16 protein-coding genes are annotated in these 22,252 nt (G+C 46.3%); 10 read left to right on the plus strand and 6 right to left on the minus strand.

Annotated features, from left to right (window positions below; genetic code table 11):
• The 8 genes from Q0668_RS09485 to pheT form a co-directional block, all read left to right on the plus strand.
• Positions 1–221, plus strand: a 221-nt coding sequence (locus tag Q0668_RS09485; protein ID WP_298863397.1) for a hypothetical protein, incomplete at its 5' end; no start/stop codon positions are given.
• Between the two features lie 54 nt (positions 222–275).
• Positions 276–1,685, plus strand: a complete 1,410-nt coding sequence (locus tag Q0668_RS09490) for a DUF1501 domain-containing protein (RefSeq protein ID WP_298863400.1) — start codon at positions 276–278, stop codon at positions 1,683–1,685.
• Positions 1,686–1,834: 149 nt separating this feature from the next.
• Positions 1,835–2,128: a hypothetical protein gene (locus Q0668_RS09495; protein WP_298863402.1), complete on the plus strand. Its 294-nt coding sequence runs from the start codon at positions 1,835–1,837 to the stop codon at positions 2,126–2,128.
• A 24-nt stretch (positions 2,129–2,152) separates the two neighbouring features.
• A complete protein-coding gene (locus Q0668_RS09500; RefSeq protein WP_298863404.1) occupies positions 2,153–2,281 on the plus strand; it encodes a hypothetical protein in 129 nt (42 codons plus the stop codon).
• Complete coding sequence (locus Q0668_RS09505; RefSeq protein ID WP_298863406.1) at positions 2,268–2,672, plus strand: ankyrin repeat domain-containing protein; 405 nt, start codon at positions 2,268–2,270, stop codon at positions 2,670–2,672. Before Q0668_RS09500 ends, Q0668_RS09505 begins: the two co-directional genes overlap by 14 nt.
• 57 nt (positions 2,673–2,729) lie before the next feature.
• Positions 2,730–3,311, plus strand: a complete 582-nt coding sequence (locus Q0668_RS09510; RefSeq protein WP_298863408.1) for a hypothetical protein — start codon at positions 2,730–2,732, stop codon at positions 3,309–3,311.
• Positions 3,312–3,687: 376 nt separating this feature from the next.
• A complete protein-coding gene (gene pheS, locus Q0668_RS09515; protein WP_298863411.1) occupies positions 3,688–4,671 on the plus strand; it encodes a phenylalanine--tRNA ligase subunit alpha in 984 nt (327 codons plus the stop codon).
• Between the two features lie 53 nt (positions 4,672–4,724).
• The gene (gene pheT, locus Q0668_RS09520) at positions 4,725–7,181 is read left to right on the plus strand and encodes a phenylalanine--tRNA ligase subunit beta (protein ID WP_298863414.1); all 2,457 of its coding nucleotides are present in this window, start codon (positions 4,725–4,727) and stop codon (positions 7,179–7,181) included.
• Positions 7,182–7,237: 56 nt separating this feature from the next.
• Here pheT and Q0668_RS09525 read toward each other — a convergent pair whose 3' ends face one another.
• The 6 genes from Q0668_RS09525 to Q0668_RS09550 all read right to left on the minus strand — a co-directional run bounded on the left by Q0668_RS09525 (position 7,238) and on the right by Q0668_RS09550 (position 17,082).
• Positions 7,238–7,882, minus strand: coding sequence for a TlpA disulfide reductase family protein (locus Q0668_RS09525; protein WP_298863417.1), 645 nt, complete (start codon positions 7,880–7,882; stop codon positions 7,238–7,240).
• Positions 7,883–7,931: 49 nt separating this feature from the next.
• The gene (locus Q0668_RS09530) at positions 7,932–9,788 is read right to left on the minus strand and encodes a beta-propeller fold lactonase family protein (RefSeq protein WP_298863420.1); all 1,857 of its coding nucleotides are present in this window, start codon (positions 9,786–9,788) and stop codon (positions 7,932–7,934) included.
• A 129-nt stretch (positions 9,789–9,917) separates the two neighbouring features.
• Positions 9,918–10,472 carry a hypothetical protein gene (locus tag Q0668_RS09535; protein ID WP_298863423.1) on the minus strand — a complete coding sequence of 185 codons (555 nt, stop codon included), beginning with the start codon at positions 10,470–10,472 and terminating at the stop codon, positions 9,918–9,920.
• 258 nt (positions 10,473–10,730) lie between these two features.
• Complete coding sequence (locus Q0668_RS09540; RefSeq protein WP_298863426.1) at positions 10,731–13,415, minus strand: PQQ-binding-like beta-propeller repeat protein; 2,685 nt, start codon at positions 13,413–13,415, stop codon at positions 10,731–10,733.
• 288 nt (positions 13,416–13,703) lie between these two features.
• Positions 13,704–15,011, minus strand: a complete 1,308-nt coding sequence (locus Q0668_RS09545; protein WP_298863429.1) for a DUF1501 domain-containing protein — start codon at positions 15,009–15,011, stop codon at positions 13,704–13,706.
• Between the two features lie 88 nt (positions 15,012–15,099).
• Positions 15,100–17,082, minus strand: coding sequence for a DUF1549 domain-containing protein (locus Q0668_RS09550; protein ID WP_298863431.1), 1,983 nt, complete (start codon positions 17,080–17,082; stop codon positions 15,100–15,102).
• 493 nt (positions 17,083–17,575) lie between these two features.
• Between Q0668_RS09550 and Q0668_RS09555 the strand changes: the two genes are divergently transcribed.
• Together Q0668_RS09555 and Q0668_RS09560 are read left to right on the plus strand one after the other, a co-directional pair.
• The gene (locus tag Q0668_RS09555; RefSeq protein ID WP_298863433.1) at positions 17,576–19,006 is read left to right on the plus strand and encodes a sulfatase; all 1,431 of its coding nucleotides are present in this window, start codon (positions 17,576–17,578) and stop codon (positions 19,004–19,006) included.
• A gap of 189 nt (positions 19,007–19,195) precedes the next feature.
• On the plus strand, positions 19,196–22,204 hold the full coding sequence (locus Q0668_RS09560) for a PVC-type heme-binding CxxCH protein (protein WP_298863436.1): 3,009 nt from the start codon (positions 19,196–19,198) through the stop codon (positions 22,202–22,204).
• Positions 22,205–22,252: the final 48 nt, after the last annotated feature.

The raw sequence follows: 22,252 nt of genomic DNA on the forward strand, positions 1-22,252 counted from the left end.
CAGCCGATAAAACAGACCAAGAGAAAATATCCCAGTTATACCTTGCGTGTATGGGTCGTGAAGCAAACGCGACCGAGCAGGCTGAAGCGTTGAAGTACATTCAATCTTTGGTGAGTTCGAAAACGAAAGGAAATTCGAATAAAGCTGAAGTGCAACTTCAGGCCTGGACATCCTATTGTCAGATACTGTTTGCCTCCACCGAATTTCGTTTTTTAAATTGAAATTCGTTTTATAATATCAGTTTGAATTCACCTTGATAAAAAGATAGAGCTGCTATGGAATCATTCAATATTTCGCGACGACAAATGTTGAAGTCATCGGCTGGCGGATTTGGTTATCTGGCGTTGGCGGGATTGAGTTCTGAGGCGGCTTTGAAGTCACAATCTCCCTTGCTGTCAAAAACGCCGCATTTCGCGCCGCGCGCCAAGCGAGTGATTTTTTTATTCATGCATGGCGGCCCAAGCCAGGTGGATACATTCGATTACAAACCGCGTTTGAATAAAGAGGATGGCAAGCGGCTGCCTTTCAAGGCGGCGAAGAACATTGAACAATCATCGCAGGAAAACTTGCGATTGATGAAATCTCCCTGGAAGTTCAAACAACGGGGAGAGAGTGGGCTTTGGATCTCGGAATTGTTTGATAACGTCGCTGATCATGCAGATGATCTCTGTGTGATTAATTCGATGCATACGAATGGTCAGTCGCATGGGCAGGCAGTGATGAAGCTGCATACCGGTTCGGACAGTCTGGTGCGCCCTTCTGTAGGTTCCTGGATGGTATATGGTCTGGGAACGGAAAATAATGATCTACCTGGTTTCATTTCAATTTGTCCTTCACGGGGTCATGGAGGCGTCAGGAATTTTGGGAGTGCGTTTTTGCCAGCCGTCTATCAGGGTACGGCCATTGGCGATGCCGATACTGCCGCCAAGGAAGCCAGTATTCGTTTTCTGGCGAATAATACTTCTTCAGAGGAACAGCAACGCAAACAGCTTGGCTTATTGCAGGCGATGAACCAAAGGCATCTCAAGCAAGTTCAGGTCGATAATGAAATCGAAGGTGTGATCAATTCGTATGAGTTGGCCTTCCGCATGCAATCGGAAGTTCCTACTTTGATGGATTTGACATCGGAAACGAAGGAGACACAAGAATTATACGGGATCAACGAGAAGACCACTGAAAACTTTGGTCGTCAATGTCTGATGGCCCGTCGATTTGCGGAAGCGGGTGTGCGTTATATTGAAGTTGCTTTAGGAAACAACAAATGGGATCAGCACAGTGGCTTGAAAAAAGGCCACGAACGTAACTCTCAGAGTGTGGATAAACCAATAGCCGGTTTACTGGCCGATTTGAAACAGCGGGGATTGCTGGAAGACACACTTGTGGTGTGGGGCGGCGAATTCGGACGCACGCCGATCGCGCAAGGGACAAATGGACGCGATCATAATCCTCAAGGGTATTCGATGTGGCTTGCCGGAGCTGGGGTGAAACGGGGTCACGTACATGGTGCCACCGATGAGTACGGTTATTATGCCACCCGCGATAAAGTTCATATCCACGACCTGCACGCGACGCTGTTGCATTTGATGGGCATGGATCATAAGAAGCTGACGTATCGTTATGCGGGCCGCGATTTCCGTTTGACTGATGTTTACGGCGAGGTGGTACACGGTATCATCGACGGTTAAATCAGGATGAGTGAATTCATGTGGTTTCACACCAACGGCGGACATCAAATCTGGCGCGAATCTGTGGCTGAAGAGCACTTGGTAGAAGAATTAACCGTTTGCTGTAATTCACCTGGGTACGATTGCCCTATGAATCGGAGAATCCTGAAATGAACGAACATGAAGTAGTAGACCGTCTGCGAGATTTCGCCCGTGAAGGCTACACAGTAACTTGCATGTTCAACGAACTGAAACTGTTGTTGGGCAATGACGAAGTGCATATCGTGGACATACTAGGCTACTTCAGATCCGCATTCTATCTTACTTTGAAGGAAGCAAAACCTATCGCTGCGTTGTCTCGCTCAGAGGGTCGAGAGGTAAGCGACGAGCACCTACTTGAGCAACTCGTCATGCCCGCGATCAAGAAGCATCGCGATGAATGGGATAAACAGGAAGTGGAGTAACTCGGACTGATATGGCTCGTATTGGTGCATTTCAGCTCTAACACGAACCGCCATCTGGACCGTTCAACCGAACGCGTCTACAATATCGAAGTCGACGGCGATCACGCTTATCGCGTTGGTAAAGGTGTAGGATACAACAATGGACATTTTTGATGTGATTGAGGATCATAACCTTCAGCGGTTAGAGAAATTGCTTGCTCAAGGAGTGAATCCGAATATACCCCAGTCAGATTCACCAACGTGGGTTCCACTAAAATCGGCGATTGAAGAACTGGCCGAAGGCGGTCCACTAGAAGCTGTTACCCTCCTGTTACGTAGTGGGGCAGATGTTGAAGGTGTACGGGAGCCAGGAGACTTTACGCCATTGATTGTAGCAGTCGGTAATCGACAGCTTGAAGCTTCTCTGATTCTGTTGGCGGCCGGTGCAGATCCCAACGCTCGAAGTAATGAGGGCGACACTCCTCTAACGGAGAGTATCTCAAATAACGACAAGAGATTGGAAACAACTCTGCGACTCTGCGGGGCAACTGCGTCCTTTCGGTAACTGATAGTCTGAATCCAAGCTGTTGAATTATCCCTGTTGAAAGATTAAGGAAATGTCATGAGGCATGTTGCAATGTTGATTCCAACAGACTCAGACTCAACACCCGCTATTGATGAAGAGAAATCTCAGATTGAATGGGATAAACTGAATACAAACTATTGGTTTTATGGATCCGGCCCGGTTCATTCAGATATTTCACCCAATCAAATTGTTGTTGCAAATCATCCAGATGCTACGAATTGGGATTTCTTTTTTACATCTAATTCTTGGGGAATTATTTCAGAGAAATTGACTGAGGTAGTGCGACCGTATTGTAATGGAATGTTTGATTTTTGGCCTTGTACACTAAATCGTGTCAAATATTTTATTCCAAGGAAAATTGGGGAAATTGATTGCTTAGACAAAAAACTCAGCCAAGAGGTTAGATATGGAGAAAATATAGGATATTCTAGTTTTATATTTCTAGAAGATAAATTACCGAAATCAGCCATGTTTACTGTTCCTGAAGAAGATCAAATATTTGCAACAGCAGATGTTGCTCGCCATATCCTCACTGAAAAATTAAATGGCATAGAAATATATAACGCTGCAGGTAGCCAGAAAACACATGAAAATATCGACTGGGATCCTTCATGGTAATTTGACATACCAGAAGTCGTCGAAACACTGTGGCTCCATATGCCGGAAATGGGCGTGTAAGGGAAAACGCTGGTTGAATCCATTGACGATTGCCCGGAAATCAAAACCGACCCCGGCAGCGTGAGTATCATCTCCTTCGCGCACTCCACCGGCGAATGACCGGAATCAATAAGCACAACGCTGCACACGGCTTCTGTTGAAACCGAATCCGCCTGTTTTTATAGGGTGGTTGCAGAAATTCATCGGAATAGTTACAATCCCGATCTTGAGTGAACTTTGCGCGCAACTCGTTATCAATTCATGAGATATGGACGGATTGTGGCTTCGTGAAGTAACGAATCTACTAACAGAGAATTCGAGAATCTGAAGAAATCAAATGTCCGATCAAAACGACGAGCTGGTAGAAGACGCTCTGAAAAGCATCGCTGCGGCAGAAACTCTTTCCGAATTGGATGAAGTCCGCGTTCAATATCTGGGTAAAAAAGGGAAACTGAAATCCCTGCAAGCTGAGTTGAAGTCATTGTCGCCCGAGGAAAAACGTGAGTTTGGTAAAAAGCTCAACGGGATCAAGCAGAGCATTCAAGGCGCGCTCGCTGAAAAGAAAACCGCTCTTGAAGCAAGCGAGAATTCAGGTCCTGATCTCGAGGCGATTGATGTCACTTTGCCCGGTGTTTGTGCACTGCCCGGCCATCGCCATCCGCTGACCACAACGATGGAAGAAGTGAAAGCGATTCTGGTCGGACTAGGATTTCGCTATGACGATTATCCTGAGGTGGAGTCCGAATATTATAATTTCGATGCACTCAATACGCCGGACTGGCATCCGGCGCGAGATATGCATGATTCGTTTTATACGACAGCAGGCAATGTTTTACGAACACATACTTCCGCGTTTCAAACACGGGCCATGAAGAATTTCGGGCCCCCACCATTGCGGGCGATGACATCCGGTCGCTGTTATCGGCGGGATGAAATCGATGCCTCGCACTTTCCCATATTTCATCAACTAGATGTGATTGCCATTGATCAGAATATTAGTTTTGCTGATTTGAAATGGGTCTTATATCAATTAGCCAGTGCGTTGTTTGGCGAAGATGTTCAACTCCGATTTCGTCCCAGTTATTTCCCTTTCACGACTCCCAGTGCTGAAGTCGACGTCATGTTTAATGGCAAGTGGTTGGAAATTCTGGGGGCAGGAATGATTCGGCCTGAAGTGCTGCAGGCCGGCGGAGTGGACTCTGAAAAATGGCAGGGCTTTGCATTCGGCTTAGGATTGGATCGCATGGCAATGATTCGACATGGGATCACTGATATCAGGCTGATGTACGAAAATGAAGAAGCGTTTTTGCGTCAGTTTTAACGATCTTTTCCTGATGGAAACTGGCACGATATTTCTGGCATAGAGAGACTAAGATGCATATAAATACTGGTTGGTTGCGCGATTATTTATCGGCGGATTGCAAAGAGAGCGAACTGCTTGATGCTTTCATGACTGTTGGTCTGGAAGTGGAAGAAGAGCATGACCTGTCGCACGCCCTGGAGCCGATCAGGATCGGTTTTATTCGGGAAAAGAAAGCATTAGGCGATGCCGGGAAATTGTATGAGTGCCAGATTGAAATTCAAAAAGGCAAGCTGATTACAGTTGTCTGTGCCTCTGAGCATCCAGTTGAGCTTGGCTGGGGAATTCCCGTGGCGACCGCCGGGACGAAGCTTCCCAGTGGTGCTTTGATTGCTGAAGGGAATTTCAAAGGAATTCGCTCTGAAGGCATGATTTGTCTGGATGGCGAAATGGGATTGATTGCCAGGTCATCAGGCTTACAGGTATTTAAAGATGAAGCGGCTTTAGGAGAGAGTCTGTCTTCCGTATCTTCGATTCAGGAATCACTGGTTGAAGTTTCTGTTTTACCAAATCGTCCCGACTGTCTGGGAATGATTGGCGTTGCCCGCGAAGTCGCTGCCGTGCTTGATATGGAATTGAAATATCCTTCCAGCCGTGAGATGAATGCGTCTGCCCAACAAGGGGAAACTGTAGCAGTCGAAATTGACGATGCTTCCCTATGTACCCGCTATGCCTGTCAGGTATTCGACGGAGTCCAGGTACGCAGCTCACCGCATTGGCTTAAGAGTCGTCTACAAACAGCGGGTTTGCGCCCTATTAATAACGTGGTGGATATTACTAACTTTGTGATGCTGGAATGGGGACAACCATTGCACGCATTCGATTTCGATGCATTAAAAGGAAATCGAATTGAAGTGCGCCGCATGTCATCGGCTGAAAAACTAAAACTGCTGGATGAGTCTGAAGTTGATGGCACACATCAACCGTTAGTGATTGCCGACGCCGAGAAACCGATTGCCCTAGCGGGAATTATGGGAGGCTGGGATTCGCAAACAACTGCCGATTCGAAACGAATTTTGCTGGAAGCGGCCTGTTTTGATCCCGTGTGTATTCGAACCTCATCACGTAAGCTACGTATCAGCACCGATTCTTCTTATCGATTCGAGCGTGGGACTGACCCGAATGATATGTTGAGTGGTGCTTTCAATCGCGCAAGTGAGCTGCTTCAGGATGTAGAACTTTCGGGTGCCAAACCTGCTTCCGGTATAACCGATTCTTATCCCAATGTTCGACAGCGGACGACATTCGCTTTGAGTTCCAAACGGTTTTCAAAGTTGTTGGGGACAGACATCAGCGATCGACAGATTGAAGAATGTCTTACCAAACTGGAAATGACTCACGATGACAATCTTACCATATCAGTGCCGACCTGGCGCGTAGATGTGAATAATGAAGTGGTGCTTGCTGAAGATGTGGCCCGTCTTTTACGTTACGATAGCATCAAAATGAAGCCGATGGTGGCGACAACTACCAAAGGTCGTGTATCAGAGACCGATGGGCTCAGAACGAAAATTGGCTCTTTCCTGACGAGCAATGGCTTTCTGGAATGTCGTACACCTCCGCTGACAACCGAACAAATTGCATTGTCATTCAGTCAATGGCAGGGAGAATCGATTCAGGTTCAGAATCCGATTTCCAAGGAGATGACGACGCTCCGCCAGAGTCTGGTTGGTAGTTTAGTTGAAGTCGTAGAGCGAAATGCCCGGCGTGGTGCGAGTAGTTTTCGGTTCTTTGAAGTCGATCGCACATTTCGATCAAACGATAATGAAATCGATGAACGCTGGATGATCGGTGGTGTGGTTGGAGGGGCCGTCAATGACTCTGCCTGGATTGCATCCGAAAAGGAAATCGATTTCTTGCGGGCAAAAGGGTTGGTACAAAATCTTCTCGCTCATCTCTCTGTGGAAGGAATTACTTACGAAAGTGATTCGGCGGCCAAGGGGTATCGTGGCGAAGAGTATGCCGTCATCAAACATGGTAGTCAGCGAATCGGTGCCCTTGGAAGAATTGATCTGAATGCATTAGGGATCAAAGACCGGGCGCGTGTGACCCTGTATGGCATGGAATTAGATATTTCGACTTTAATGACAGTCAAATCCCCTGCGAAAATATTTGCCGGTCTGGCGCGAACGCAAGTCGTTGCCCGCGATATTTCTATCGTCGTTCCCATCGGTTTACGCTATGCAGAAATTGCGAAATCACTGGAAAACGCATTTGAGGCTGCCGTTTCGAATCTGGAAGCAGAACCACGCAAAGAGACCGACTCCTCATTCTCTTTGCAACCAAAACTCGAAAGTGTGATCTGCATCGATACCTTCGTCGGCGAAAGTGTCGGCGCGGATGCAAAGAGCTTAACGATTCGGATGCTGTTCCGTGATGAGACCTACTCTCTCACATCCGGGGAAGCACAGCAGTTGATGGATTATGTTGTCTCGCAGCTACATTCTGAACATGGGGTTGTGCAACGATAACGATTTCACTTGGGCTGCCGATTCGCATCGGTCTCTTAAACTGGAACCGATTCTGGCTATTGATTTGTTTTCAGCAGTTTGTCAATCATCGGTTCAATATCTTTTTCATATGTGAAACCTTCTTTACCGTACTCCTGCTTTTCGTTATCGAATCGTTTGATCAATTTGCCATCAGTGCCGTACACATAAGCTGCCGGGATTGCAGCGAGATTGATACTTTCATACAGCTTCTCATCCGGAGTGCTCGATATGATATTGATGATATCCGCTTTTTGTTTAGCGAAGTATTCCATCAGTTCTTCACTGTTTGATTCGGGTGGAGAATTCTTGCTGCCATCGTAGTTTAAATTGAACGAGATGCAGACGACTTTTTCAGGATATTTCTTTTGTAATGCAACCAGTTGTGGGAATTCACGCAGGCAGGGTTCACACCATGTTGACCAGAGATCAACGACAACAACTTTTCCTTTTTGTTTCGCAATGAACTTCTGAGTATCGTCCCAGCTGGCAATTTCCGCAGTCACGCCATCTTTTTTAAATGATTGTGCACCGGGAATGGCGGGCTGTTTCGCTTCCAATGTTGTTGAGACAGGTTCGGGAGCCGCTTCAGTTTTTGGAGGCGCTGTGGGGGCAGTTGAATTCTGATTACAACCGTGCAGGAAGATCAGGCTGACTACAAAACAGATTAATTTCGCCGGCATTTGAAAACTCTTTCTTGGTATATATTGGCGGGAAAAAATGCTTTCGATATTACTTCTCAACTTTGACCAGGCCGGCGGCTTTGGCTTTGGGGATCGGGTCTTCGTAGGGTAGTGCCTTTAAGTATTCAGCGAGATCTGAAATATCCTGCTTTGAAAGCTGGCTCGTTTTTCCATGTTTGTCGTCATGATTATATTTTGTGAAAACATCTTCGAGTGTTTGTGCTTTACCATGTGAAAGATAAGGGGCAGTGCGATATACGCCGAGGAGAGTCGGGGTATCATAGGCGGGGCCCATCTCTTCACCGGGATTGTCAACCGCGGTGCCGACATCGTGGCGGATGAATTTCTTTGAAGGAACGGAATCTGTTAAAAAGGGACCAGTATGGCAAGTTGCACATTGCGTTTGTTTCGAGAAGAACAGCTTGCGACCACGTTCCGCTGACGGGTTGAGTCCTTTTTTGGCATGCGGGCTCAATGTGAATTTATGGGTGTTTGAGTAAGCAGACATCGCATCCAGGGCCCGCGATAATCCTTTATTAGGAGCTGCCAACGAAGGATTTATTCTACCCCTTACCAATCCATTTCCCTGCATCAAAGGTCCGCGGATGGTATGTTCGAAATCTTGAACTTCATCACGGTCTGCTGACCAGTGGATAGGGTGAGTCCATGCCATGCCAGCCAGTGATTGAGTATTTCTTAATCCTTCGGGATTATGCCAGGTTTTTCCATCTGGTTGTCCATCCGGATGACAACTCGCACAGGAAATCCAGAGGCGGCTGGACATGGGTTGTAGAGCTGTATAAAACAGTCGTTTTCCCAGCAGGATTTCCTCTCCCAATGGATTACTTGCAACATCAATTATCGCCTGCGGTCGAAGAGTTCTTGTATCGTATGCCACGACATTAAAGTCGAGTGCGTTGTAGACATAAAACGTTTTACCATTGGGTGCCACGCGTACCGCACGGGGGTTGTGTCCGAGTCTGAGTGAAGCGCGAAATGTCAATTCGCGATAGTCGTCATCGATGACATTGCAGACATACAGGTCATCTGTACCTGCAAAGACGACGAAGAATGTTTTTCCGTCGGGAGTGATGGCAGTATCCCATGGATTTGAAGTGACGCGAGCTCCTTGAAAAGAGTCCATGGGTATTTTTCGTCGTCGTTTTCCTTCCCCCGATTTTGTATCGACAATCGAAACAATGGGAAAGATGGAGCCGGCGCCGTGTGCTACCGTAATCCGGGAGCGAATATGTGGCAGGTAGGCTTTCGCCCTATGGGGATGTAACGTGATCTGCCGTGAAAGGTTGTCTGTACTTCCGCCGGGCCACTCGTCAATCGTACTTCCATTGGTTAAATCAATTTGACGAACCAGGGCTGTATAATATTCTGTTGTAAAAAGATTCTGATCGTCATTAGAGATGGCGATGCCGCGCAAGTGTTTTCCTGACGAAAATTCCCGAGTGACCTTTTTCGAATTTGTATCAATTTCCACAATCCGTCCAGGATAATCCAACGTGACGAATATTTTTTTACCGTCTTTTGTGGAAACAACACCATAGGGTTCATCGAATACTTCTGTCTGGCCAATTTGTTTACCAGCGTCAGCATCAAGAAAGACAACCAGGTCTTCATCATAGACGGCAGTTACTAACAGGTGGGTTTTACCCAGGAAGCTGACTCCTTCGGGATGTTTGCCGACTTTAATTTCGCTTAATATTTTATGCGATTTCAAATCGATAATGCTGACCGAACCGTTATCACGATTGGAACAGGCAAGTAGTTTTCCGTCTGTTGAGATATCCATCAGACTGTTTGATTGACCAGCGTTTGCATGTTGTATATTTATCAACAGACAGATTGCACAGAGGATGGTCAGAGGCTGGAAAAATCGAACGGATTTACGCATGAGATACATGACAACCCCTTTACGAAATGTGAGAATTCGTATTGGTCTGACGTGGCGGGAAATAGAAACCCCGCTAACCATTTTGGGAAAGCGGGGTTTACTCATTCTATCGATGATAGTGTAAAATCATTAGTTGAGGATCTTGGAAGTATCCTTAACGATTTTACTGATTTTGTCTTTGGATAAATCACTCTTCTTCATAGCGTGATTGACCATCACTTTTCCTTTGACCCACATTAAAACAGTAATGTCGGCATCTTTGGAAATTTTGTACGAAGAGGGACCTGCTTCGCCTTCGAAATTAGTGAGTGGTGTGTTCTTGATCTTCTTGCTGTCAGCAATCTTTTTGAGTGTTTTGCTGGAAGCGTCTGCATCGTCAGTCAGATGTACGACAAATGCTGCCATTTTCTGATCTCGGTTTTGGCCGACTTTTGCATCAATTTTCGCAATCAATTCCTGGACATCGCCATTCATTTCACGAGCGAAGATGTTGACCACGGGTCGTCCACCATAGCTGCAACGATAGCAGAGTGATTTACCAGCGTTAGGACCCGTGCAATCATTGACGGTATATGCTCCTGGTCTTCCACCAACTTCGATACCGGAATTCAGTTCTGCTGCAGAACTAATAGAACTGGCGGCAACGAACATCAACGCTACTGAGAGTGTAAGCAGACTTTTCATGTATTTCTCCTTAGGGTTACAATACTTGACAAAAAATCCTGCAGAGGCAGGGGCGGATACATCAATACTGACGTATCCATGAATTTTAATGTGAGTGAAAGAGGAGTGCAAACCACTGGGCCTTTTTTCTTCTCTTACGAGGTTGGCAAATTGTATGGTTCTTACTCAGTCACGACTACCAATAATCTTGATTCAGGCCTGATTTTCATCAGTTCTTAACCTGGACACTGTATTTAGTAAAAAACGAGCCTTTCTATCTCAGGGTCTTTCCCAGACTGCGGGCAGTTTTTTTGAATTCTCTCCGAAGGTTTGTGAGACGATAAAACCACTCGCCTGCGATGTATAAAAAATCCGCCCATTCGAAACGACGGCTCCCAGACACTCACGAGAATCAATGGCAGGCCCCGTGGAAACCAGTTTACCGTTATCAGACAGATCAATCATATCCATATTCGCTCCGAGAACGTACGGCTCGGAAAGGGTAAAGCGACAACAGGCATAGTTATGGCCAATACTGTTAACAACCTTACCAGTTTGATGGTCAAATACGTTTCCTTTGCCTCGCAACGCGTTCGAGAAGATATAGTCTTTTCCAACGGTGACGACATTCAGTGCTGACGTAACAGCATCTGATTTCCAGACTAACGAGCCGTCTTTCGCGTCCAGGCACCAGACAAACCGATCCTGAGTCTTTTCGTTTGCCCGGTTATAACCGCCGATATAAATTCGGCCGTCGCGTGCACTCAGCGTGCATTTGGATGTGACATAATATTTGTTCGTCAACCACACAACCTTGCCTGTTTTAGGGTCAAGGCAAGCAGTGATTCCGTTATTTTCTACTGGCAGGCCACGCCGCTGACGTTGGCTGCTGGCATAGCCAAAGAATGTTGAGTAATACAGTTTTCCATCAAGTACAGCGATACCACAGTCATTGCCGCCTCGTCCATATTTTGAAAAATCTTTTTCCCAGACGACTTTACCCGTATCCAAGTCCCAGGCCCAGAGTCGGGGGCGGTGATCCTTAGGATAATAGGGGTTATCGTTCGAATAAATCCAACTCATTACTTCGCGTCCATCGGATTTGACTGCTGGTTTGCCTCCGAAGGTGAATGCTTTTTCTGTTCCCTGTGTTGCATATTCTCCCGAACCTGAAGCGTAGATTGCGATGTTACCGTGAACAACTGGTGGGAATTGTCGGCTCCAGCTTGGAGAACCTGTAAAAGGGGCTTCCCAGAGTAGTTTCCCGGTAGCCGCATCCAGGCAGCGCATTCGTGATTTTTTAATGCCCGCCTGTGGGATCAGCAGTTTTCCATTAATGTAAAGTGGTGAGGTGAAAGACAAATAGACGTCTGGCCAATAGCGTCTCCATAACAGTCGGCCGGTATCCTGTTCGACGGCAATAATTTGACCTTCCGCAGTATGTGTGTAAAGCCGCCCGCCTCCGCAGACCGGGAGATGTTTTACGGTTCCTTCCAGTCGGCGTGCCCAGCGCATGCGGAGCGGTGGTTTCAAACCTTGCGAGTTAGCGTTGGTTCCACCGAAGTCACCGTAATTCGTGTACCAGTCAAATTTGGGATCAGCCAGCGGACCTTTCAGCGGGCTGCGTATTTTCCAGATCTGTAAGTCCCGTTGAGGAGTTGAAAACGTTTCTGGTTGTGACGCTGTAGAGTCTGCATTCAGAACATAGAGATATCCATCTTCGCAAGGAACATAGATCTTTTTATTGGCTATCGCGACGGGCGCTGTGATGGGGGCATCAAAGGTAGTCGTGAAAGTCAACGTCTTACCCCCCTTGAGAGGGACAACGTACAGCTTCCCATCCAGGCCACCATAGATGGCATGATCACGCGTTAAAACGGGGGAGCAAACGGAAGCGGCTTTGCAGAGTACTTCGGTTTTTTCTTCACCGATAGCATGGCGACACAATCCTAGACCTGCTTCCGGGCGAACGCGATACACATCATTGCCACGGATGCTTACTGAAGCAAAACTCAACAATCCGGGATCTCGAATGGAAGTTTGAGTGCCTTTGATATAGTCTGCCTGAAGTTTGTCTCCTTCGAGTCGCAGCTTTTCGACACGGCCTGCGTTATCACGTCGATGCCATTGCACATAGACATTGCCTGCTTCATCGGCGCTTTGACCAAAGGTTGCAGGAAATTCGGAGCCTGCGTACTTGGGAATCTCACCTACCGAACGCAGGCGTGGCTTCGTTCCTGCATCTTCGAGAAATACAGTGCGGCCTCCTGCCGGAATCACAATGGTATTTCCAGCCAGGCAAATATCGCGCGAGCAGACAAAGTGATCGCGCCATGTCACTCGATCTTTGCGATGGGCGAGCCAGTCTGCACCGCTCCAGCGATTTCCTTTGAACTGAACTACTTCTTTTACAAAGTCCCATGTCCAGACAACTGTACCATCTGGTTCCACGGCATAAACCTGGGCACCCAGTGTGGCGAAATAAACTCGGTTTTTATTGACGACTGGTGCGGAAAAAATCGGCTCACCACAGTCAATTTCTTTCACGACAGCGCCGTTTTTCAGGTCAAGTACATAATAGTAACCAGCGGTGGTTCCGACATGCAGATATTGATTAATGATGGCCGGCGATGCCACATTGCTGCAGTTTCCTGATCCCCCTCGTGTAGCGAATTTCCAGAGAATCTGATTTGTTTTGCCATCAATGGCGAAGACAACCCCCGACCCGTCAACTACAAAAACATTTCCATTGCTGGCAACCGGTGATGTGTAAATACCATCTGTTAAAGGAATCGTTGCTGAAAGCGTTAACGGCGGCTGAATAGAGATATGGGAAACGTTTCCCGATCGCTGTTCATTGCCTTTCAGTTGCAGCCAGTTATCGTCTGCATCAGCAATCGTGCAGCAGACAATCAGGCTGAGGAATACCTGAACCAGGAATGAAATACGACTAACCTTCGTCATTTGAATGATCTTTCTCAGGTTGCAGTTTTGAGGCAAAGCAGGAGGGACTCAAGTTTCAAATTAGCGATTCAATGTACTCAGCAGTTCGAAGTTTTCTGGTCTGTTTGGAAGGATATCATGATGGATTTACCGTGAACCAGTAGATTGATCATAATCTCCGAAAATTTGGGAAGCTACTATAATTACATGAATTCGAAAAGTTCGTTGAATATTTATTGTGTGTTATCTCACAAAAAAACGACTTCCAAAGTGGAAGCCGTTTTGTGCATTTTCAAGTTACAATGGAACTTACAACAGCTTTGTGATGGCTTCGCCATCGTGGGCTACTTTGAAAGGGCGACCATTGGATGAGAATATTTCTTTGTCCAAAGGTAGTCCCAATGCAGAGGCAATGGTGGCATTGAAATCGCCGGGCAATACGCCGTCCGCTTCAACACCATGGCCACCTTCATCAGATTTACCATAGAATTGTCCGCCTTTGATTCCGCCACCCATCAATGCAGCAGAGAAGACACCGGGGTGATGGTCTCGCCCAGCGTTCTTGTTAATGACAGGGGTACGACCAAATTCAGTCGTTAGTACGATAAGTGTCTCATCGAGCAGGCCACGATCAGCCAGATCTGTCAGCAGGCTACCTAAAGCTTTATCCAGAATTCCGGTACGAGTTGGCAGGATATTATCATCATATATGTCGCGGTGCATATCCCAGCCACCAAACGTGACTTCGACGCAGCGGACATTATTTTCGACGAGACGACGAGCCAGCATGCAGCCTTGCCCAAAACTGCTGCGGCCATACTTGTCGCGATCTTCTGCTTTTTCTTCGTTCAAATCGAAAGCCTTCAGTTCATCACTGGAGAGCAGATTCGCAGCCTGAGAATAGAAATCAGTATAGGCGAGAACATTTTTGTTCTTGAACTTATTTTGAAATTTTTTATCGAACTTATTAATCAGATCCATACGTTTTTCAAATGAATTATCAGACATATAGGCAGGAGCCTTGGTGTTTTCCAGACCACGGTTCGGGTCACCAATGGGTAACGGGCTGAAAGAAGGATCAAAAAATCCAGCACTGGGGTGTCGTGCAGGCGCGCTGATCAGAACTGTATCAGGAAGGTTTTTGTTCTGGCGACCTTTAAAGCGTTGAATCCAGGGACCCATGGAAGGATGTCTTGTGGAAGCAATTTCTTTGTAGCTGGTACGCATCATGTATTCGCCTGGGCCATGTGCACCAGTTTCCGTATACATGGAATTAATCACAGCCATTTTGTCAAAATTTTCAGCGAGTGTGGGCAGGAATTCACTGATTTTTTTGCCGGGAACGTTTGTTTTAATGCCTTTGGTATCACCTTGATTTTTATGACCTGGTTTCAAGTCAAACGTATCAAGGTGAGTCATGGCACCTGCCATATAAAGGTAGATCAGGCGTTTGGCTTTTCCACCTTTTGTGGCTCCAGCTTTTTTTGATCGCGCTGGAGCAGCTTGCACGGCTTGATTGAAAACAGGCAGGACGCTGACTCCTAATGAAGTTTTGGCGGCATATTCAAGAAACTGTCGCCGATTTTGTCCGTCAAGTTTAGAAAGAAGGTCTCGCATTAGTGATGCCTCTTATTTTATTAAAATTGATTTTTTGTTATTGAAAAGGACCGGACTCGAAGGTCTGGGTGTCAGCTTGGTAAGATGCCTATTGAATGAACAGGAACTCGCGTGTGTTTACGAGCGACCAGATGACGTTTCCGTATCCTGCTGGTCCATTACGATCAATTTCGCTCATAGCAATCTGCGATTCATCCTTGTCAGGCTTACGATTCAAAATGGTCATGAATATAACATCGACGCCGTCTTTCACCTTTTTTTGTTCTATGACGTTATTGTAAATCGTGGACCCTTTTTCCAGCATCATATGAGTTACCGGACCATTAAACATAAACAGAATCTGTGGTACTGAACCGGTATCTGATGAAGCTGAAATCAATTGACGATCCGATTGGCCAAACGTTCTTAAGAAGTGGCTTGCGGAAACAGGGGATGGCAGCTCGGAAGCACGTGCCAGCACTTGTCCTTTATAGCGGTACTTCTTTTCCCGTTTGTAACGTTTGCGGTCAATCTCCTCACGTTTTTTGTTATCCGCATCCAAAACTTCCTGAGCGGTTGCTGTGTTCAAGTTCACAGCGATTATTTCCGATTTCAGATCGGCGGGAAATTCACGATACTCTTCTGGCTTGACCACTGCCAAAGTTAAAAAGGAATCCCAGGCTTGTTCGGCTGTCATGCGACGCAGAACAGGTCCTGGAAAATGATATTTTTCGCTCAAGTCGACATCCACGGTTGAGGCTTGTCGCTGATAGGTTTTTGAGTTGTAAATAATTCGCAGATATTCCTTCATATCGAAATTCAGACGTTTCATTTCCGATTCGAGAAATTTCATTAATGCAGGATTTTCAGCAACAGTGTTGTCAGTCAAATTGTCGACTGGTTCGATCTGGCCGCGTCCAAAAGCACGCGTCCAAAGTCGATTGGCAATCGTCAGCGCAAAACGTGGATTATCTTTGGATACCATCCAACGTGCGAATGCATTACGCGGCGCTTCTCCCGGCTTGATTTGAGCCGGTTTACCAAAGATCGTTTTGGGTTTGACGACCGATTTTGGTTTCGCATCCGTATAGGCATAATCGTGCGGGAGTTGGATTTTGCGATTAATCTGATCATTCACGATCATCATATTCACGCGAATCAAGCGATTAAATCGCCCCTGATTTCTTCGGCGATCTTTTTCTTCCTGTCCCAGTTCGACATATTCTTTTCGTAGTCGTGATACAGGTTCTTTGTCTTTATAGAATCGTTTATCACGACCATTGGCACGGGTTAATGATCCAAATGTGAACGCTGCCATTTCGTAGAATTCTTTTTGCTTCCAACGATCGAAGGGATGGTCATGGCACTGGGCACAACCAATGCGCGTTCCCAGGAAAATACGCACGGTATTATTCATATTATCCAGAGGCATGCCGGAATCGCGTTGTAGATATCCGGTAGCGGGATTTTCCCAGATCAAGCCTTCAGCAGTAATCATTTCCTCGACCATTTTGTCCCAGGGTTTGTTTTCTGCCAGAGATTGTTTGATCCATTGTCGATAAGCGCTGCCATCGACATTATTATTCAAGCGGTCTGTATAACGCAGAACATCAGCCCAATAATTAAAGCTGTGGCTGGCATACCCGTCACTGTCCAATAATCGATCAATCAGTCGCTTACGTTTGTCGGGGTGTCGTGAAGCGAGAAAGTAGCGTGTTTCTCGATAAGTGGGGATCGTGCCTGTAATATCCAGATAGATGCGACGCAAGAATTCCGCGTCGGTCGTCATCGGATTGGGTTTCACTTTATGTTTGGAGTAATTTGATTCAACCAGCTTGTCTATTTGTTCGGCTGACTTTAATGCTGCCATAAGTTTGGTGGGACTGACAGGTTTTGATTTCACCATAAAGCGGGGAGGCAGTGGTTCTGCCTTTTTCACAGCCGGCTTCTTCTTGACTTTTTTTCGTGGCGCTGCTTCGGAATCGGTAGACCCCTGAATAATCAAAGCTGATAACGCAACAGCAATACATAAACTTCCTGTTTTCCAGCATCGCGAGAACTGGCTCGGTCTGCTGATCTGTTTTCCTGACATGCAATAACTCCCGGAGTCGTTCTTAGAATAATTCAGAGATGACCGAACACCAGACAGCTACAATGATTAAGTTCTGGTTCGATTGTCATTATTCTATACAAATCAGATCAGGAAAAACTAATGTAAACTCGACTATTTTTCTCTTAAGAAATGAGATTTATTACTTAATCAGAGGTACAAACAGTAACTAATTTTTTGGAAATCGTAGCAACAAGCGATACAATGATTTGTGAAAGAGTATCTCATCGAAAGGGTTTGAGATATAAAAGAGCCATGACTCTCTTTGCCCTGACAGGTTTCGAATGAGATATAACCATCCAAAATTCAAAAGCATACTTGATAAAATTGAGTCTTCAGATCATTTGGGATTCATTGTGGTCTGAAACGCTATACTTGAATCAGGCTGTCAGTCTGATACATTGAATGGTCGTCAATACCATTCAGGGAGCCCGCTGAGATCACATTTTGAAATTAACATCCAGGAACAGAACACGTGAATCAACTCACCCGATTACTATCACTGCAAACTATGGTCTGTTTTTGTTTCGTCGTTCTGTTTCAAGTCGGCCTGCTCAGGGCTGCTGATCAATCGCAAAAACCCAATATTGTAGTTGTCCTTGTGGACGATCTGCGATGGGACGAAATTGGTTGTATGGGGCATCCCTTTGTTCGGACACCGCATATTGATCGCATTGCCCATGAAGGCGCCCGCTTTCGAAATGCCTTCTGTTCAACACCTCTCTGTTCTCCAGTACGGGCTTGTCTGTTGACCGGGCAATATACGCACAATCATGGCATCTTTGATAATATTAATCGAAGCAAGCACAGTCACACTTTGAAAACGTTTCCGCAATCGCTTCAGAAAGCCGGTTATGATACTGCTTATGTCGGCAAGTGGCATATGGGAAATGATGATACGGCCCGTCCCGGTTTCAATCACTGGGTCAGTATGAAAGGGCAGGGGACATCATTTGATCCTGTGTTGAATGAGAATGGCAAACGAGTCAAACATAGCGGACATACCACCGATGTCCTCAATCAGAAAGTGAATGCGTTTGTAAAGCAGAAAAGGGAGAAACCGTTTTGCATTTATATAGCGCACAAAGCCTTGCACCCGGAACTCACTCAACGAGATGATGGCAGTATTACCGATCCCTCTGCAGCAAAGTTTATGCCAGCGAAAAGACACAGTCAATTATACACAAATGACGCCATACCGCGGCGGTTGAACGTGCTGGATAACCTCGAAGGCAAACGCGCATTACAGCGATCCATCTCCGGGCTGCCACCCTTGAGCCAGGAAACGGGAACCAGTGATGAAGTGATCCGCGACCGTCTGCGAATGCTGGCCGGAATTGATGAGGGCGTTGGAATGTTATGGAAACTACTCCAGGATCAAGGTCAACTCGATAGCACCGTTTTTGTATTTACAAGCGATCATGGTTACTGGTACGGCGAACATGGTTTGAGTGTTGAACGCCGACTTCCCTATGAAGAAGGTATTCGGGTTCCTTTATTAGTCCGCTACCCTCCTTTGGTCAAAGCAGGTACGGTGATTGATCAGTTTGCTGTCAGCGTTGATCTGGCTCCCACGATCCTGGATTTTGCAAACGTAAAAGCTGATCAGAAATATGATGGAGAGTCTCTTGTACCTTTGCTCAAGGGAGAGCAGCCGAACGATTGGCGTAAATCATTCCTGATTGAATACAACAGCGATACGGTTTTTCCTCGTCTCGTAAAAATGGGATATAAGGCGGTACGAACGCCCCATTGGAAGTACATCCAGTTCAATGAACTGGGTGGAATGGACGAACTTTACGATGTTCAGAATGATCCCTATGAAATGAAAAATATAATCGACCTTCCTCAGTCCGAAACGACGATTTTGAAGCTTCAGAATGAGTTGAAACGGCTCATGCAATAGCGCGATCTTTTTCCAGGGCTCTATAGATTTCAAGAATCAGTATCCTTTGATTCGAGTTTTTTCGCTCAAATTGTGCAAGAAATCCTTCATTTCTCCCCTACGAGCCCCCTATAATAAACAAACTTAAAATAATCAAAGTTTTATATATCACCCTGTTCCTGCCTCCTGAACCCTCTACGGGATAATTCGATGCCATCCTTTCCAGCTTTAAAACGTTTCCGACTGACTTTCGTACTCATGCTTTCTTTGCCAGCACTCATCGTGGGGCTGACAGTCACCGCGATGTCAGCAGACAAGGAAAAATCAAAAGCTAAGGTTGATTATTCTTCTGAAATGCCTCGGATTCTACCTCGAACCCCCGAGGAGTCTTTAAAGTCGTTCAAATTACATGACGATTTCCAGATTGAACTCGTTGCGGCTGAGCCTTTAGTCCGTGATCCGGTCGCCATGTGCTTTGATGCACGGGGGCGTGCTTACGTGGTAGAGATGCCCGAGTATAACGATGACAAAAAAGAGGGTTATAGTTCTGTCAAACTTCTGGAAGATACAAATGGAGATGGAACGTTTGATAAAAGTTTTCCGTTCTTAAGTGATATTACACTGCCGACGGCGGTCTTCAGTTATAAAGGTGGCGTCTTTGTGGGAGCACCGCCACATCTTTATTATTGCAAAGACACCAATGGTGATGGAGTTTCCGATGTGAAAGAACTCGTGATGACCGGCTTCGGTCGTGATCGGGGCGATGAAGGAATGATTAATTCATTCCGCTGGGGCCTGGATAACAAAATTCATTTTTCCACAGGCATCGATGGTGGTCTGGTCACCGTTACGGGGGATGAGCAAAAACGAAAATATAACACCAAAAGTCGAAATGTCATTCTCGACCCGGAAACGCGCACCATAGAATTAACGACAGGCGGTGGCCAGCACGGTATGAGTCTGGGAGTCTGGAATCGTGTTTTTGTATGTTCAAATAGTGTTCCGATGCAGGTACTGATGTATGATGATCGTTATATTGCCCGCAATCCTTATCTTGCTCCACCAGCGGCACCAGTTTCCATCGCTCCGGGTGGCAAATATACAAAGTTAATGCGGATCAGCCAGGTCGAACCATGGCGTATCTTACGGACTCGCATTCGTTCACAAAGTAAAAAAGGAAACTCTGAAGGAGGCAAACCTTCTGGATTCTTTACCGCCGCTACTGGGATCACGATCTTTCGTGGAGGTGCATGGCCAGCCAAATATCAGGGAAACATTTTTGTTGGCGAGCCAGCCAATAATTTAGTGTATCTTGCCGCACCAAAACCAGATGGCTTATCGCTCGTCGCACCGCGAGCCGATCAGGATGCGGAGTTTCTCGCTTCCACAGATGTCTGGTTTCGTCCGGTTCAATTTGAAAATGGGCCGGATGGGTCACTCTATGTGTTAGACATGTATCGGGAATTAATCGAAGGCGCTCCCTTCATACCAGAAGATGTCATCAAACACCTCGATCCAGTCGGAGGGCAAGATAAAGGACGCATCTATCGAATTGTGCCGAAAGGCTTTCAACAACCGTCTCTTCCTGACTTCGGAAAACTTTCTTCAGAGAAGCTCGTCGCATTACTGGAAAGTGATAATGGCTGGACCCGGGATACCGCGCAGCGATTACTTTTCGAACGTCAGGATACTTCAGCTAGTGATAAGCTAAAAGCGCTGGTGAAAACATCAGACAAACCGATTACCCGTGCAACGGCACTCTGGTCTTTGCAAGGGTTGAAATCATTAGACGAACAAACACTGCTAAACGGCTTGCAGGATCAAAATTTTCAAGTCCGAAAACAAGCATTGCAAATAGCAGAACGGCATACAGCCTCGCCTGAGATCCAGCGACAAATGCTGACGCTGGCGAATGATGACTCCCTGGAAGTGCAGTATCAAGCGGCCTTCTCGTTAGGTGCCTTTCAATCTTCAGCCCGTAATCGAGCATTGGTTGAAATCCTGACACGCAATATTTCCAATCAATGGATACGAATGGCAGTTCAGAGCTCGCTGAATGAAGGAGCCGCGGAGGTCATTTCGATCCTCGTTAAGAACCCCGAATTTCTTAAAGAGCAGCAGGGGAAGAATTTTCTGGTCGCCTTAGCAGTACAGATTGGAGCACAAAAGAATACGGGTGATGTAAAACTGTTTATGACATCACTCGAAGCGATGCCCTCCTCAGATCAGAAATTTTCAGAAATATTATTCCGCAGATTACTCTCACGCGCTTCTGCTTCAACGAAAAAAGTATTGGCTCAATCAACGAATCCGCGGACCGCACAATTGTTGAAAGGCATGATGCAGGCCGCCGTTCAACAGGCGCAGAATCCTAAACTGGCTGTAAAGGCACGTGTTGATGCCATTGATACTTTGAGCATCGGTAAATTTGAGAACACAAAAGATGTCTTTGAAGAATTGTTATCCGTACAACAACCACTTCAGGTTCGTCAGGCTGCGATTGCAAAATTGGGATTCGTGAATGATGATCGGGTCGCTGGTTTAATTCTCGAAGCTTGGCCGGGCCTAAGTCCACAATTGAGAATGAGTGCCATTGAAACACTTTTCTCCCGGAAAATCTGGTTAATGACGATGCTGAATGCCATCAAGGCAGGCGAAGTCAATCCGGGAGATATCAGTCCGGAACGTGTGCAATTGTTGAAGAAAAATTCCGACGAAAAAATCAGGAAGCTGGCTGATTCCCTGTTTCATAAACAACGACTCACGGGGCGATCTGATATTGTAAAAGCATATCAGGCTTCCCTGAAGCTCAAGGGGAATCCGGTAAACGGAAAACTGGTTTTCAAGAAATCCTGTTCTGCCTGTCATCGTCTGGAAAATGTGGGAGTTCAACTGGGTGCTGATTTGAAGGCGATCAAGGACCGTGGCACGGAAGCAGTCTTGTTAAACATTCTCGATCCGAATCGCGAAGTCAAGCCGCAATATGTGACTTATCTACTGCTCACGACACAGGGGCGAACCATTACCGGGTTAATTAAATCAGAAAATGCCAACAGTATTACCATCGCCCGCGCAGATGGAACAAGCGATACCGTGTTGCGAATTGATATCGATGAGCTGATCAGTTCAAAACTTTCGTTCATGCCGGAAGGTCTGGAAAAGCAGATCAACAAACAGGAAATGGCGGATTTGTTAGCTTATCTTAACGCGACAAAATAGACGATGATCAGTTTGGATATCGATCCACAGGTCATCCAATATATTGTT

This window comes from uncultured Gimesia sp. (assembly GCF_937910335.1).
Lineage (GTDB): Bacteria > Planctomycetota > Planctomycetia > Planctomycetales > Planctomycetaceae > Gimesia.